We start from the raw sequence: 14,861 nt of genomic DNA, 5'->3' as shown, positions 1-14,861 counted from the left end.
GTGTGTAGAGTTTAATTAAGTGAACCTCCAAAAAAGGAATTTTGCTGTTACGCATGGGGTCCTTTTTTTATTGGCGGGCAACAGCATTTCTGGCAAAGAAGTTGCTATCCATACGAAGCGGCAAAGCTTTCACGTTTTAAGTTTATCGCTATGTATCTAATGGACTTCTGCTATGCTATATTTTAAAAAAACCACCTTGGCTTTGGGCCTGTTACTGGCACTGGGGGCCAGGACAGAAGGAAGCGCATCCCCAGCCCCAACCCATAGTGCCACACGAAGTGCTGCTGTAACGGGCACCAGAGATATTGTGCAGGAAATCATCAATGTGATCGGACTTAAACCCCGTTTCGAATTGAGGGCGGCCAACATCGACAACGCAGCTGCAGTTGTGTACAACGGCAAACGCTACATCCTTTACAACGAACGTTTTCTGGCCGCTATCAACAGCAAAGTACATACCGATTGGGGAGGGGTTAGCATTATTGCGCACGAGATAGGGCATCACCTGAACGGCCATACCTTGTCCAGGAACGGGAGCAACCCTTACGATGAATTAGAAGCCGATGAGTTTTCTGGCTTTGTGCTGCGCAAAATGGGGGCGAGCCTGGCGGATGCGCAGGCAGCGATTAATCTTTTATCGGAAGAGCGCACCACCTCAACGCATCCAGGCAAGAACTATCGCCTGGATGCGATCAGCAAAGGGTGGCGAAGTGCGAACGAGCAATTGGTCGCCAGTGCAAGTGCCCCTCTCCCAGATCAGCGTGCCATTGCCCGTGCGCAACCCGCTAAACGACAGTCGCATAGCCAGTACCAGGATAAAACAGAGCAAGCCCCCGCTGATGGCCGGTTTGTGCTCACACGCGTGCATTTCTCTAATGCGCCTGACGAGGAGTTTTACCTGACCAATAAGCTGCACCTGGTGCATGTGACGGATGGCGTTGTGAAAGTGATCGGTAAACTGGTGAAAACCAACGACCCGACATTTCCATATTATTTTCAAAGTGATTACCTGCAGCCCATTTTTGTTTCGGAGCGCGGCGAGCTTGTCAATAAGAAAGGTCAGCGGGTAGGGTATCTGGTTTAATTTAAATTCACATAATTTTTGCATCGTTGTATAGTAGGCCTCTACTACGCTTTTTATATATTGCCTAAGTTAAATAGTGACAACTTAGCAATTAGATGGTAAGACATATAAAATGGCCGCTGTTTGTGCTTTTCCTACTATTTCTGAGCGCCTGCGATGAGGGTGGATTATGTTTAAAAGGAGAAGGAGAAGTAGAAGCGCGAACCCTGGATCTGCATGCGTTCGATGGCATTCGGGTGAGGGGGAATACACGTGTTTTTATAGAGAAAGGTGCCCGTCAGCACATTGAGGTGAAAGGCCAGCCCAATGTTCTGGATGCATTGGACACCCGTGTTTCAGGTGGTGTTTGGGAAATTGGTTTCGACCGCTGTTTACGCGATCATAAGACCGTTGAAATTTACCTGACGCTCCCTGCGCTCCGCCTGGCCGAAGTTAATGGTTCAGGTTACATCGAACTGGAAGACACCTTTAATACCAATACATTCACCGCAGGCATTTCCGGGTCTGGCGATATAAAAGGAACGATAGAAGCCGACAAGGTTACCTCCAGCATTAGTGGTTCAGGTTCTGTTGAATTGGCGGGGAATGCCACCGAGCAGGATGTTCGCATTTCTGGTTCCGGGAATCACCATGCCTTTGACTTGCGCACCAATGTGACCAAAGTTAAAGTGTCCGGATCGGGCAGGGCACAGGTAAGGGCCTCTGATAACTTAGCAGTGAACATCAGTGGCAGCGGACGCGTGCATTACAAAGGAACCCCAAGCACGGAGGTAGATGTTTCAGGTTCTGGTAAATTAATTAAAGAATAGCATGACCAAAAAATCGCATAATTTTATACTCATCCTCCTCATGGCGCTTGCGGGCTTTGCCTGTAAAACGAAGGATGACTTTGAGGCTTTTAAAAACGCAGAGTACCGCTTGGCAAGCGTAGATCAGGTGAAGGTGAACGGGGTAGACCTGTTGCACAAGAAAAGGGTTGAAGATTTTTCATTTAGCGATGCGGCTGTTCTTTTTTCAGCGTTTTCGGCAAATGATCTGAACGCTACTTCCAGCTTAGGCCTGCAGGTAGCCTTGGGTGACGGAAATGAGGACAGGAGCATGACCGTGACCCAAATGAAATGGCAGTTGCTGCTGGACGATGAGAAAACGCTCAGCGGCATCATTAACGAAACTGTGGAGTTAAAGGACGGCCTAAACCTGATCACGGTGAGTTCTCCGCTGGCTTTTGAAGGAGAGAAGGGGAATAGAAACCTGAACAACCTGCTAAAGCTCGTTGCTGTGATGCAGCAAAAAGATAGAAAGCAGCAAATTACCCTTCAGATAAAACCAACCATCCTTACCTCCCTCGGGCCTTTAGAGTTACCCGCTTTTATCAATATCAAAAAGTAGAATGACGGTCTCTTTTATTTTAAGCGTACTATCTGACTGAGATGATGCAGGGCGCCAGTTACGATGCGTTTTATAAAATGCATGCAATTTTTTTATCCGGCATCAAAAGTATAATTGAAATATCTAAATTTCCATATCAGCAAAGAGGTCAGGATAAATGAAGAAAAATTAATAACTTTTTACCATCTTGGCCGTAGTGGCATGCTCCTTGTATAATTGTATACAAATAAACAGATGTACAATTAGTAACAAGGACAAAGCATATGGAATTTGACATGATATACAGCCCGGAACTGCTTGTTTTAGCAAACACTGTTCAGACATATATGCGCAATGGCTGGGTACCCGTTGGAGATGTATTTGAGTACAAAAACAGTTTTGCGCAACAAATGGAGCGCCACCCTGTAAAAAGTCTAAAAACCGCCCCGAAAAAGGAACGCGTACGGCAGAAAAGCTGGATCACAAAGCCTTAGGGGTAAGGGTTGGATTCGCTCTGTGGTGTTTGCCTGAACTGCCTTTATTTATAAACTGAGTATGAAGAAATTGCTTTCCATTGCCTGCCTGCTGGTCTTGCCTCTAGGTGGCTTTGCCCAAACACCAACACCTGAAAATACCCAACTCCTGGAAGACATAAGGACATTGTCCGCTGACTCGATGGGAGGCAGGCTAAGCGGTAGCAAAGGCAACAAAATGGCGCAGGAGTATATTCTTAAGCGTTTTAAGGCAATTGGCTTACAGGCTTACAAGGGAGAATTTGAACAGCACTTCAGGCTTGAAAATAAAAATCTCCTGGTAGAGCAGGCAACCAATATGGTTGCATACATTCCCGGAAAATCGGCCAGGGCCATTGTAATCACCGCGCATTACGACCATGTTGGGCAACGCAACGGGGAAGTATACAACGGGGCCGATGACAATGCCTCGGGCGTAGGCGCTTTACTGGCCGCTGCAAGTTATTTCAAAGCCAATCCTCCTGCGCATACTTTAATTTTTGTGGCACTCGATGGCGAGGAGCAAGGTTTACAGGGTGCTGATGCATTCTTGAAGAACCCACCCGTTCCCATGGGGCAGCTAGCCCTCAACATAAACATGGATATGCTGAGTATCAATGCTAAAGGAGAGCTTTACGCCAGTGGCGCGCATCATTACCCTAAATTAAAACCCCTTTTGGAACAGGTAGCCGCCCGGCCTGCTGCCAAACTGGTTTTGGGCCACGACAGGCCGGAGCAAGGTCATGACGACTGGACCTCGCAATCAGATCATTACCAGTTCCATAAAAGGCATATCCCTTATGTGTATTTCGGAGTGGAAGACCACCCGCATTACCATAAACCTACCGACGAGTTCGCAAACATCAATCCTGCTTTTTTTGCCAATGCAACAGAACTGGCTATTGATTTTATTAAACTGGCAGATGCTAATCTATCGCAGCTATAGTAAAATTAACACTTCAAAGGCACTAGTCACTGTTTTGCAGACTGCCATATGTTTCAAATCAGGTATGGAGTAGAAACAATACTTATGTGCAGATAAGGAAGCAACGCCTCTTCTACCCATAATAATATCTTAACTTAAATATAGGTTATTACCAATCCTTTTGAAGGCGCAGTCGTAAATACGCATACGTTGCATCAGTGCAATTTACAGGTGATTAGCCTTGTGCGTTCTTTCTGCAATATTTAGCTTAAAGTATAGTTAAGTAGAAAGGGTATCACTTGCATCCGTTATTTCAACTAAAACCTTTTTTTACTGTATGAACAGGGCTTTTTACTGTTTCATTATACTATTATCAGTTATCCTGCTTGTTCCTGCAGAGGGGCAGGCGCAATCCGGTTTCCTGGAAAAAGTGGGCAGGAGCAAAACAGCTGAACGGGGTATCGTGATCGTGGCAGGAGCAGGCATGGCAGCTGTGCGGAGTGACATTTGTGGCCTGCCAGAGTGCAATAATTTCGGCCCCGCAGTAAGTGTAGGCGCACTCTATAAGTTATCACCCTACCTGGCTTTTGGTGCCAATCTGGGTTATTTACGCCTGGGTGCTACAGAGAAAGACCCTAACCGGCCCCTGAACATTACCTTTCAGTCTGAGGTGATCGAAGTAACCGGCACCGTGGTCTATAATTTACTGGACAGTTATGCAGGTTCAGGTAATTACCGCTCATCCCGGAAAAGATTTATTGTTCCCTATGTGCGGGGAGGTGCCGGCTTTATCTATTATACCCCGACCTCCTTCCCGGGCGATGGCAACCTGAATGACTCGCAGGTAACCTATGACCCGGCGCGAAAATACCCGGGCATTGCCGCCGTGCTGCCTATTGGGGGAGGCATTCGTTTCCGTTTCTCAGATGAGGTAAGCTTGGCGCCAGAACTGATGTACAGCATCACATTTTCTGACTACCTCGATAATTTAAAAGTGGAAGGAACGGGCACAGACCATTATGCTGTGGCCTTGGTGAAGGTTATCTACACCCCTGTCCTTAAGAATAAGATTTTCTCCCGTAAATATTAACTATCCTGTTCCCTCTTTTTATTAACTACCTCTGTTGGCTGCCGTAGAGTTAAACCGACAAGAACTTACTCTATACGCTAACAGACATGGAAAGGAACGATAAAAATAAACTGTGGTGGCTTGCCGCTGGAGCAGGCGCCCTGCTAACGGTCAGAATGATTGTCCGCAAACTAAATACCTATAATTTTTCAGGTAAAGTAGTGCTGATCACGGGCGGCTCCAGGGGGCTTGGCCTTGTTATGGCCCGGCAGTTGGCGGCCGAAGGGGCCAGGTTGGTGCTTTGCTCGCGCGATGAGACCGAACTTGAAAATGCGCGCATCGAACTGGCAGGGAAAGGGGCGAGCGTATTGGTGCTCAAGTGCGATGTAACGGACCGGCAACAGGTAGATGACATGATCACCAATGTGCAAAATGAATACGGGCCAATTGATGTACTGATAAACAACGCAGGCATTATCCATGCTGGCCCCGTAACGGAGATGAACATACGCGAGTATGAAGAGGCGATCAACACTCATTTCTGGGCGCCCTTGTATACAATACTGGCCGTGTTGCCCGCCATGAAGGCGAAAGAAGAAGGCCGGATACTGAACATTGCCTCCATTGGAGGGAAAATAAGCGTTCCGCACCTGGTGCCTTACAGTGCCAGTAAATTCGCGTTGGTTGGTTTATCGGAAGGGTTGCGGGCTGAATTGGCCAAGTATCATATCACGGTAACAACGGCAACCCCAGGTCTGATAAGGACCGGAAGCCCACGGCACGCTATTGTAAAAGGGCATAACAAAGCAGAATACGCACTTTTCAAAATCATCGACTCCAACCCGTTTACGTCGATGAGTGCGGAAGACACGGCCGCTAAAATTATAGATGCCCTGCGCCATGGAGATGCAGAAGTAACGACTACTATTCCCGCAAGGCTAGGGGCCATTCTACATGACCTGTCTCCCGGGCTGATGACAGGGATCTTCGGGATGGTTAATAAACTTCTACCCGGCGAGGGAGGAATAGGGAAAGAACGAGCAATGGGCTACGAGAGTGAGTCGCGCTTGTCGGAGTCCAGCCTGACGGAGCGGACGCAGCGCGCAGCCATCCGAAATAATGAAATGTAATTTTCCAGTACTTTATACTTTAGTTGCGGCAAAGTAAAACACCGCGTAGAAACCCCCATGAAAATTAAAAAAAGAGAAAAAGCCTACGATGGCTACTTCAAAATATTTAAGTTAACTGTAGAGCAGGAAGGCAAGACTTTTACCCGTGAACAGTTCGACAGAGGAGATGCTGTGGCTGCGCTGGTATATGATACGGTTCAGCAACAGTATATTCTGGCGAAACAGTTTAGGATTGGCTCCGAATCACAGTTAGTGGAAGTTGTTGCCGGTATGGTGGACCATGGAGAACAGCCGGACCAAAGTATAAAGCGTGAGATCGAGGAGGAAACAGGGTACCTGGTTGACACGCTACAACATCTGCACACTTTTTATTCGTCACCGGGAGGCACTACCGAGCGTGTCATGCTGTATTACGCAGAGGTGTCTCATCAGCATCAGGATGGGGGAGGGAACGCCCATGAGCACGAGCACATTGAAATTATCCGGCTTTCAGCAGCGGCGTTTGTGGAGTTACAGACGCAGGATGCAAAAACGATCATTGCGCAACAGTGGGTTAAACTGCAACGGAGATAACATCTTCAATGCATGCTGTTACAGCACTCCAAGGCCTGCTGGATAAGCAGGACTCGGAGCGTTTATAGGTCAATTTACGTTTCGCATGTCACGTACGGCACTTTGCGTGTCGGCACTCCCTTCCAGGGCCAGGTACTCGGCTTGCAATGCCCTGATTTTAAGGTTGTCGCCTGTGGTGAGCCTGTTTTCCAGTTGACGGCGCCGCTGGTTAAGTTCCCCGTACACATAGTCTACATAGTCCCAGTCATCCTGGGTCCAGTTGCGGCGTTTGGCTCGCACCACACCCATAAAGGTGAGGTAGGCTTCCCGAATGGTATTCGCCTCGATCAGGCTGACATCACTGTACTCGCGTAACAGTTGGGTCTGCCACTTGCTTAGCTTGCTCTGATCAAGTGGTTGCTGCTGCCGTCTTTCCTGCCGGTTCTCCCAACGGGCGTAGCGTTCCTGCAGGCGGCGGTATTCCTGCTTAGACTTTTCGGAGAGGCTATCAAAGTTCTGTTCCAGCTCAGCGTTGCGGCGGCGCAACTTTTCCTGTACCTGCGGCCATTCCTTCTTGATAGCTGTGTCGCCTTTGGCTGTTTGTTCATTAAGCCAGCCCCTGAATTCTTCTAGTTGCGCTTCCGCTGTTTTACCTGTTTCTACCACCAAGGCAGTATCTCTGTCTGGTCGTGCGTCTGCTGTTATTTCCTTGCTGTCTACAACGTCACGGCGGTTCTCACAACTTACTAAGCTGCCCACTAAAACGAGCATTATGGCGTATCTTTTGAGTAAATCTGGGTTCTTCATAATTATGATTCCTGGCAGCATACTTATGCTCCTGCTCTTATTACGGAAACAAATGTATCTGGATACTTTATGGGCCTGCCAGGAGCGATTTGTCCTTACTGATACCATCACCATAGGCAAATTGCCTGTTAACCGTAACAGGTAACTTGCCCCGCGCGGGAATCTGACCAAACAGCAATTTCGCTGCGGCCTCTTGTGCATGGAAATGCGGCTGATATGCCAGCATCAACGCGCGGCTTTTCTCAATGCCCGGAAACTGATTTAGGGTGTAGGCATTGTCGAAGAGGGTGATCAGCGCTTTATCAGACCCGGCCAGCTTGGTTACTAGTTTTTGGGCATCCTCAGAATAACCAAGGTTGTTACTGGGCCTGATGCTGGGGCCATATAAGGCAACCAACACTATGTCGTATTTATTAAGTTTTTTCCAGAGCTTGCGAGTTTCTTTCTCATTAGCTTTTCTAGAAATCACAAAATCAGTTGTTTTTACCTGCTCATGAATCAAGCGTTGGTATACAGTTGGACTTTTGGCCCCAAACGATACGGTTGCGATGGAGGAATGGCGCCGCTTGCGCAATGGAACGGCTCCTTTTTTATTAACCAGTAAGGTAATGGCCGCTTCAGCCAACGCACGGTTTGTGCTGTCTGCCGCAGGGCTGTTAAGGTCCTGGTACAGGTTATGCAGTAAAATAGGCTTATAGTTATCCAGCCCTAACCACTGTTTCGCTATCAATACCCTTTTGCATCGCTTATCGATCTCTGCCTGTGTAATCTCGCCGCGGGCAATAGCCAGTTTAACTCCTGCTATTGCTTTGGGTACGCTTTTCACCCGTTCCAACACATCGTTTCCGGCCATTAGCGCTTTGGCTTCCGCATCGCCGGGCTTAAAGTATTTCACAACGCCCTTCATCACCATGGCATCCGTAAAAATCAGCCCTTTGAACCCAAGCTCCTCCTTTAACAGTCCGGAAACGATGGGTTTTGAAAGGGTGGAGGGTAGGTTTCGGGTAGAGTCAAGCTGGGGGATTTGCATGTGCGCCACCATTACCCCGCCTACCCCATGCTTGATAAGTTCCCGAAAGGGGTACAGCTCAACAGAGTCTAGCCGTGCGCGACTGAACGGAATAAGCGGCAGATCCAGGTGAGAGTCTACGTTGGTGTCGCCGTGGCCGGGGAAATGCTTGGCAACGGCCAGTATCCCGTTCTCCTGCATGCCGCGCATATAAGCCAGGCTCTTGCCGGTAACATCCCTCCGGTCTTCCCCAAAAGACCGGTAACTGATGATAGGGTTATCGGGGTTATTGTTAATATCGGCTACAGGCGCAAAATTTACGTGCATGCCCATCCGCTTAAACTCCGTGGCCACCTCGTTCCCCATCGTATAGATCAGGCCGTTATCAGCCACTGCGCCGAGCATCTGTTGAAACGGATATTGCACAGTGCTGTCGAGGCGCATGCCGATCCCGGTCTCTGCATCCATCGCGATGAGCAACGGCACCTTAGAGGCCGCCTGATAGGAGTTGGTTAGCCTGGCCTGCCTGATCGGGCCACCCTGAAAGAAAATGATCCCTCCTACTTTATAGTGCTTAACCAGCCGCATCACATCCGCCTCGTAAGCGGTGCCCTGATCCGAAAAGGCTTCTATCATGATTAACTGAGCGATGCGCTCTTCCGGTGTCAAACGGTTGAACACCGAGTCTACCCAAAAGCTTGGGCTCTCCTCAAGGGCGGTAAGCAGGGAGGCCGGTTTCACATAGGGCACACGCTCCACCGGGTAAAAGGTGCGTTTATTATCCGCATACGCCTGGTGTTTTGTATCGGCACCTTCACAGGAAAGGAGCATAAACAAAACCAACCAGAGGCCTGCTATTCTGCTCAATTGCAAGAGCTGATGAAGTGTGGAGGAATACATGGTATTTGTAATACGTAGCAGTAAATATATCGGTAAGCACTTCCAGACCCGGAAGTTTGAATTCTAGTATAGCCTTTCGCAGCGCAATGCCTATCGTACGGCATTTGCCGGAAGAGGATATTTTTTTTAGCTGCTTATGTGCATTTTGTATACTTTTAAGAGAATGCAGCACACTTAGGTTCCGCTTTTTATGCCAGATCTGTCCTCAGGAAACACTACACAGCCAAGGCTGGAAGAGAATGACCATTTTGCTTATAGTTTTTTGCCCGGATTGCTGTTTGTGGCTTTGTTATGGCTGATCAGCCTGCTGAGTTACCTGACCGATGCCAACCTGGTATGGCTGGGAGTGCAACCGCGCCGCTTTTATGGTTTGATCGGGGTGATCACAGGACCCTTAGTGCATGGCGACCTGCTGCATTTATTATCCAATTCTTTTCCCCTGGTGCTGCTTTCAGGGTTCATATTGTTTCTGCACCGGAAAGTTGCTTTAAGGGTAATAATATTGGTGTATGTATTAAGCGGCGTGCTTACCTGGTTTATAGGCAGGCCTGCTTATCATATTGGGGCAAGTGGTTTGGTGTATGGCTTGGCCGGGTTCCTGCTATTTAATGGTTTTTTACGCCGCAACCGAGCCTCCATGGCGGTTTCGTTTGCCATACTTTTCCTGTACAGCGGTTTATTTTATGGCTTGCTGCCCACCGAAGAGCGAATTTCTTGGGAGGGCCACGTGGCAGGTTTTGTGGCTGGCCTGGTGGCCGTGCTGGTTTATGGAGGCAGCCAAAAGAAACCTAAAGAGCCGACTTATCTTGCCCCTTCGGTGGTGCAATTGCACATGAGTAATACCTGGGGGCAGCACTATCATCATTTTCATGTCGGTTACCAGTTACAGCAGCCTGCAAACAAGCCAAATAGCTACACTTACCCCTATGCTGCACCACAACTTGCTTCTGATCCACTAACTAAGCAGGCGCCTGTTTCGTCTACTAAATAATACACCTAATCGCTTTGATGATGCAAAACTGGAATAAGCCCGATAAGGAGCAGGAAAGAAAACACAGCTACGACGACACCTTAGAGGAGGAAAAGGATGTAAAGCAAAGCAAATGGCCGCTGGTTATTACAGCCATTCTCATTGTGGCGTTGGTAGCCTCTTATTTTGTCTTACCGTCCTTTCAGAAAGAAATAGACAACAGTTGGAATGTGCTGACCAGCGGCGATAAGCAGCGCATTTCAGTGTGGGTTAGCCAGTTTGGTATATGGGGGCCCTTCTTCATAGTTTTGGCCATGATCGCACAAATGTTCCTGCTTGTGATCAATGTGGTAGCACTTATGCTGGTAGCAATTATCGCGTACGGCCCTTTCTGGGGCTCTTTGATCGCCATTGGGGCGGTGGTAGTTGCATCTACGGTTGGTTACCTGCTTGGCCGTGGCATAGGTCAGGCCGGTGTCACGAAACTGATCGGTAATAAATCAGAGCGCAAGATTTCAGCGTTTGTAGAAAAATACGGCCTGTGGGCCATCATAATAGCCAGAATCTCTCCCTTTCTATCTAATGATGCGATCAGTTTTGTAGCGGGCCTGGCTAAAATGAGCTATGTACGTTTCTTAGCCGCCACACTGGCGGGCATAGTGCCCCTTACCATTTTGCTGGCCTGGCTTGGCGAGGACAGTGAAAGGCTAAAGACGGGCTTGATCTGGGTTTCAGCAGTCAGCCTTGCCGCTTTCATTGGGTACATCATTTATGAGAAGTATGTCAAAAGTAAGTAAGGTAAGCCCTTACTTTTAACATATTTAATCAACGTTGACAAAGTGTTTTTTTTGCACAATTTTACGATTAACCTAATAATATACACTATAAATTTAATTAAATATTGTTAAATTTATAGTGTAGCCGATTTCTAGTTTAATCCCTCTTATTTAAAGCCATTTCCTATATTTCTAAACCTATCCTGAAGACTGCCGTTTAAGCGTGTTATTGTTACAAAATCGATGTTTCACGAAATGGACCGCTTATGTTTAGGATAAAGTTACTCACTGCTATGCTCTCAATTGTCGTGGCTATGGCCGAGGAATTTTCCTTATTAAAGGCTGATTCCCCCGCCCCGAAGATCGAAGAAAAAAAGCTTGAATGGCCCCCGGAAGAGAATGATACAACATACCTTACGTTACCCCCATCAACAAAAACGCTGACCGTGTCGGCCTCTATATACCACCCAGAGCCGAACCAGACTGATTCAACCCCCTACATCACGGCAGACGGATCCCGCATTAGCAAAAGAAACCCTGGCAAACACCGTTGGATCGCTGTATCCCGTGACTTGCATAGCCGTTGGGGAGGCGAAGTTAATTTTGGCGACTCCCTGTGGGTAACCGGCATTTCCGATGACCTGGATGGCCTCTACATTGTGCGTGATGTGATGAACAGACGCATACACAACCGAATTGACCTACTGGTCGGCAAGCAGGACCACATCATGGGATTCTGGAAAAACGTTCAGATCGCCAAATTAGACTAGCACTCACGTACCCTTTATTTTAAACGAACTGTTGCCACTGCCGTAACCTAACCTCAAAAGGAAACAGGGAAAACGCCCTGTGGACAGGGAGTAAGTATGGGTAACAAAAATTTACGGAAGAAGGCAGCAAAGCGGCAACTGGACAGAGCGCGTTACGAACTGCTCGGCCGGTTACAGAACACACTGGAGATTCCTTTGATCATCTTAGGCTTTATCTGGCTTGTGCTGCTGGTGGTAGAGCTCATTTGGGGGCTTGGGCCTGTGCTGGAGGGGTTTAGCACCATCATCTGGATCATTTTTATACTTGATTTTATTCTAAAGTTTGTATTAGCTCCCCAAAAGTGGCCGTTTCTTAAAAAAAATGTGCTTACCTCTATTTCCCTGGCTGTGCCCGCGTTGCGCCTTTTCCGGATCACGCGTGTTTTCAGACTGGTAGGCACCGTAAGGGCGGCCAGAGGACTCCGGCTTCTGAAAGTAGTGGGGTCCATTAACCGCGGCATGCGCAGTCTGGGCAAAGCCATGCAGCGCCGGGCCTTCGGGTATGTGTTAGCCCTTACCCTGGTGGTGTCTGTGGCGGGGGCAGCAGGCATGTATGCTTTTGAAGGAGCGTATGGCATTACAAGCTACGGAGATGCACTGTGGTGGACACTGATGCTACTCACTTCTATCGGGAGCGACTATTTTCCGGTTACGCCCGAGGGTAGGGTTTTGTGTTTGCTGCTGGCTTTGTATGGATTTGCGGTTTTTGGCTATTTCACAGCCACGCTGGCCACCTTTTTTATTGATAGAGACGCCAGCTCAGATGATGCGGAAGTAGTGGGTGCTAAGCAGATTAAAGCCCTGCACCTGGAGATACTGGAACTGAAGACGGAACTGAGGGCTGTGCTGCACCAGCGTGCCAATTCCAGAGTTAGTCCAGCTAACGGAGAAGCTGGTCAGAATGCGAAGCCTTAACGGCTTTTAGAAATCAAAACAAATAAACAACTGCGACTTATGACACGTGAAGAGGCAACGGAAATTCTACGAAGCATGACAATTGGTGAGAGCCTGTTGCGGCACGCCCGTACAGTGGAGCTAGTGATGGAAGCCTATGCCGCTAAACTGGGAGAAGATGCTGAAAAATGGGGGGTAGCAGGACTCCTGCACGATGCCGATTATGAAGCCCACCCCACGCAGCACCCCCAAGTGATTGTACAGCTGCTAAGGGAGAAAGGTCAAAATGAGATTGCCCACGCCATATCTGCCCATTATACCAAATGGGGCGTCAGTTACGACACGCTACTGGACAAGGCACTGCTTGCCTGCGATGAGCTGACCGGTTTTATTGTAGCCTGCGCGCAGGTAAGGCCCCAACGACTGGAGGGCCTGGAGCCAAAATCGGTACTGAAGAAACTAGGCCAGAAAAGCTTTGCCGCTTCCGTTGACCGGGAGGAAGTACACAAAGGGGCAGCGCTTTTTAATGTAGATCTCACAGAGCACGTCGCCTTTATCATAGAAGTGTTGCAAAAGCATGCCCGTGAACTGAATCTAGAACCGATGGCCAGTTCAAGCTAAGCCTAAAGTAATGGAGTGCTCCAGTTACAGCCTAGGATGCCGTGCTGTAATCCTTTAAGATGTCAAAAGCCTCCTGGTCGTTTTCAGCTTCCACTACCTCATCAATCACAAATTGAATTTCCTGTTCCGTCCAGTCCGCTTCTTCTGCGGCCTTCACAAAAAGCCCCAGCACCTTAAACCTTTGCCCCCTGGCGGGCAAGGTAACTTTCACTTTTTTCTTGATGCGCATACCTTTCTGTTTTGTCTCAAAGATATAAAACTTACGGCTCAGAAATAGAGGCTGACGTTAAAATTACAGGGTTTTGTATGCTGGATACGTGTTTATACTTAGACTGAAATCTGTCGCATCCGTGATGCCGGAATAATTGCTAACTCTTTACCGAAACACCCGTTGAAATGGCTATACCGAAGCGAACTAAATAGCATATGGGCAAAGAGCAAATCACGCTGGAGCAGTTGAAGGGACTCAATGACCTGACCATTATTCAATATGCCATTCCGGTTATCATTGTTTTAGTGGTAGTGGAGTGGTTGGTGGGCCTGTATCATAAACGTGCTTATTATCATAAAAAAGACTTTATGGCAGCCCTTTTTATCGGGGGAGTCAATACGGTGCTAAGCGGGCTTATTAAAGTATGGCTTTTTGCGGTGGCAATGGTTATTTACAATGTTGTGCCCTGGTCAGTGCCCCGGGTATGGTGGGGTTTTGTCCTTTGCTTTATCGCCGTGGATTTCTGCCGTTACTGGGCGCACCGGGTTTCTCATGAGCAGCGTTTCTGGTGGGCAACGCATGTTACCCATCACTCTTCCTTAAAGATGAATTTCTCCGTGTCGTTCAGAACCAGCTGGACGCAGCACATCAAATTCGTTTTCTTCCTGCCTGTGCCCTTTATCGGCTTAGATCCTTTTACTTTCTTCATTTGCCACCAGGTGGCGGTACTCTATCAATTTTTCGTACACACGGAGCTGGTCAAAAAACTGCCCGGTCCCATCGAGTATATCCTGGTCACGCCTTCGCACCACAGAGTGCATCACGGCTCTAATCCACAGTATATCGACAAAAATTACGGCTCAACCTTTATCGTATGGGACAGGTTGTTCGGCACCTTTCAAAAAGAGGAAGAACGGCCGGTGTATGGCCTTACCAAACCCCTGCATTCATTTAACCCCGTGTATCTTGTTTTTCATGAGTGGGTTGCTATATGGAAAGACCTGAAGCATACTAAGTCAGCTAAAGAGTTTTTTCAGATTCTGTTTAAACCGCCGGGCACTTTGGTGACGGCGTACCAGCGGCGGCAGGAACTACAGCCAGTGCCTAAGCCTGTAAGCGCCGGGCAAGAGGACGCACGGCTTGCCCAATCTGCGAATGTAGTAGGCGTAACCTGAGGTTTAAGCAGAGTTATTAACTGAAAAAGCACGGTCATGTGGCCGTGCT

At 48.2% G+C, this 14,861-nt stretch carries 17 protein-coding genes; 14 read left to right on the top strand and 3 right to left on the bottom strand.

The genetic code is table 11. The features are described from left to right. Window positions 1-172 precede the first annotated feature (172 nt). From AC4BAN_RS01285 to AC4BAN_RS01250, 8 genes are all read left to right on the top strand, one after another. Window positions 173-1,084, top strand: a complete 912-nt coding sequence (locus AC4BAN_RS01285; RefSeq protein ID WP_490562550.1) for a M48 family metalloprotease — start codon at window positions 173-175, stop codon at window positions 1,082-1,084. 95 nt (window positions 1,085-1,179) lie between these two features. Continuing rightward, window positions 1,180-1,893: a head GIN domain-containing protein gene (locus AC4BAN_RS01280; RefSeq protein ID WP_490562549.1), complete on the top strand. Its 714-nt coding sequence runs from the start codon at window positions 1,180-1,182 to the stop codon at window positions 1,891-1,893. Between the two features lies 1 nt (window position 1,894). Next, a complete protein-coding gene (locus AC4BAN_RS01275) occupies window positions 1,895-2,473 on the top strand; it encodes a hypothetical protein (protein WP_490562548.1) in 579 nt (192 codons plus the stop codon). A gap of 263 nt (window positions 2,474-2,736) precedes the next feature. After that, window positions 2,737-2,946, top strand: coding sequence for a hypothetical protein (locus tag AC4BAN_RS01270; protein ID WP_490562547.1), 210 nt, complete (start codon window positions 2,737-2,739; stop codon window positions 2,944-2,946). A 61-nt stretch (window positions 2,947-3,007) separates the two neighbouring features. Next, a complete protein-coding gene (locus AC4BAN_RS01265) occupies window positions 3,008-3,910 on the top strand; it encodes a M28 family peptidase (protein ID WP_490562546.1) in 903 nt (300 codons plus the stop codon). Between the two features lie 316 nt (window positions 3,911-4,226). Then, entirely contained in the window at window positions 4,227-4,979 is a 753-nt protein-coding gene (locus tag AC4BAN_RS01260; RefSeq protein WP_490562545.1) for a hypothetical protein, read from the top strand. 86 nt (window positions 4,980-5,065) lie between these two features. Continuing rightward, a complete protein-coding gene (locus tag AC4BAN_RS01255) occupies window positions 5,066-6,088 on the top strand; it encodes an SDR family NAD(P)-dependent oxidoreductase (protein ID WP_490562544.1) in 1,023 nt (340 codons plus the stop codon). Window positions 6,089-6,145: 57 nt separating this feature from the next. Then, the gene (locus AC4BAN_RS01250) at window positions 6,146-6,661 is read left to right on the top strand and encodes an NUDIX domain-containing protein (RefSeq protein ID WP_490562543.1); all 516 of its coding nucleotides are present in this window, start codon (window positions 6,146-6,148) and stop codon (window positions 6,659-6,661) included. Window positions 6,662-6,730: 69 nt separating this feature from the next. Here AC4BAN_RS01250 and AC4BAN_RS01245 read toward each other — a convergent pair whose 3' ends face one another. Both AC4BAN_RS01245 and AC4BAN_RS01240 read right to left on the bottom strand, forming a co-directional pair. Beyond that, on the bottom strand, window positions 6,731-7,411 hold the full coding sequence (locus tag AC4BAN_RS01245) for a hypothetical protein (protein ID WP_490562542.1): 681 nt from the start codon (window positions 7,409-7,411) through the stop codon (window positions 6,731-6,733). Between the two features lie 103 nt (window positions 7,412-7,514). Next, window positions 7,515-9,323, bottom strand: coding sequence for a glycoside hydrolase family 3 protein (locus AC4BAN_RS01240; RefSeq protein WP_490562541.1), 1,809 nt, complete (start codon window positions 9,321-9,323; stop codon window positions 7,515-7,517). A 223-nt stretch (window positions 9,324-9,546) separates the two neighbouring features. Here AC4BAN_RS01240 and AC4BAN_RS01235 point away from each other — a divergent pair, with 223 nt between their 5' ends. From AC4BAN_RS01235 to AC4BAN_RS01215, 5 genes are all read left to right on the top strand, one after another. Next, on the top strand, window positions 9,547-10,347 hold the full coding sequence (locus tag AC4BAN_RS01235; RefSeq protein WP_490562540.1) for a rhomboid family intramembrane serine protease: 801 nt from the start codon (window positions 9,547-9,549) through the stop codon (window positions 10,345-10,347). 20 nt (window positions 10,348-10,367) lie between these two features. Then, window positions 10,368-11,123 (top strand): TVP38/TMEM64 family protein, encoded by a 756-nt coding sequence (locus AC4BAN_RS01230; RefSeq protein WP_490562539.1) that lies wholly within the window; start codon window positions 10,368-10,370, stop codon window positions 11,121-11,123. Window positions 11,124-11,395: 272 nt separating this feature from the next. Next, the gene (locus AC4BAN_RS01225) at window positions 11,396-11,872 is read left to right on the top strand and encodes a hypothetical protein (protein ID WP_490562538.1); all 477 of its coding nucleotides are present in this window, start codon (window positions 11,396-11,398) and stop codon (window positions 11,870-11,872) included. Between the two features lie 96 nt (window positions 11,873-11,968). Continuing rightward, window positions 11,969-12,826, top strand: coding sequence for a potassium channel family protein (locus AC4BAN_RS01220; protein ID WP_490562537.1), 858 nt, complete (start codon window positions 11,969-11,971; stop codon window positions 12,824-12,826). A gap of 39 nt (window positions 12,827-12,865) precedes the next feature. Then, window positions 12,866-13,426: an HD domain-containing protein gene (locus AC4BAN_RS01215; RefSeq protein WP_490562536.1), complete on the top strand. Its 561-nt coding sequence runs from the start codon at window positions 12,866-12,868 to the stop codon at window positions 13,424-13,426. A 31-nt stretch (window positions 13,427-13,457) separates the two neighbouring features. Here the strand turns inward: AC4BAN_RS01215 and AC4BAN_RS01210 are convergent, their stop codons facing one another. Next, window positions 13,458-13,655 (bottom strand): hypothetical protein, encoded by a 198-nt coding sequence (locus AC4BAN_RS01210; protein ID WP_490562535.1) that lies wholly within the window; start codon window positions 13,653-13,655, stop codon window positions 13,458-13,460. Between the two features lie 197 nt (window positions 13,656-13,852). On the opposite strand from AC4BAN_RS01210, the gene AC4BAN_RS01205 reads away from it, so the two are divergent. Continuing rightward, on the top strand, window positions 13,853-14,812 hold the full coding sequence (locus tag AC4BAN_RS01205; RefSeq protein ID WP_490562534.1) for a sterol desaturase family protein: 960 nt from the start codon (window positions 13,853-13,855) through the stop codon (window positions 14,810-14,812). The last annotated feature ends 49 nt before the right edge of the window (window positions 14,813-14,861 follow it).

The organism is Pontibacter sp. GD13, assembly GCF_058216355.1.
Note: the sequence above shows the minus strand (reverse complement) of the source record. Positions and strands in the feature narration are given on the sequence as shown.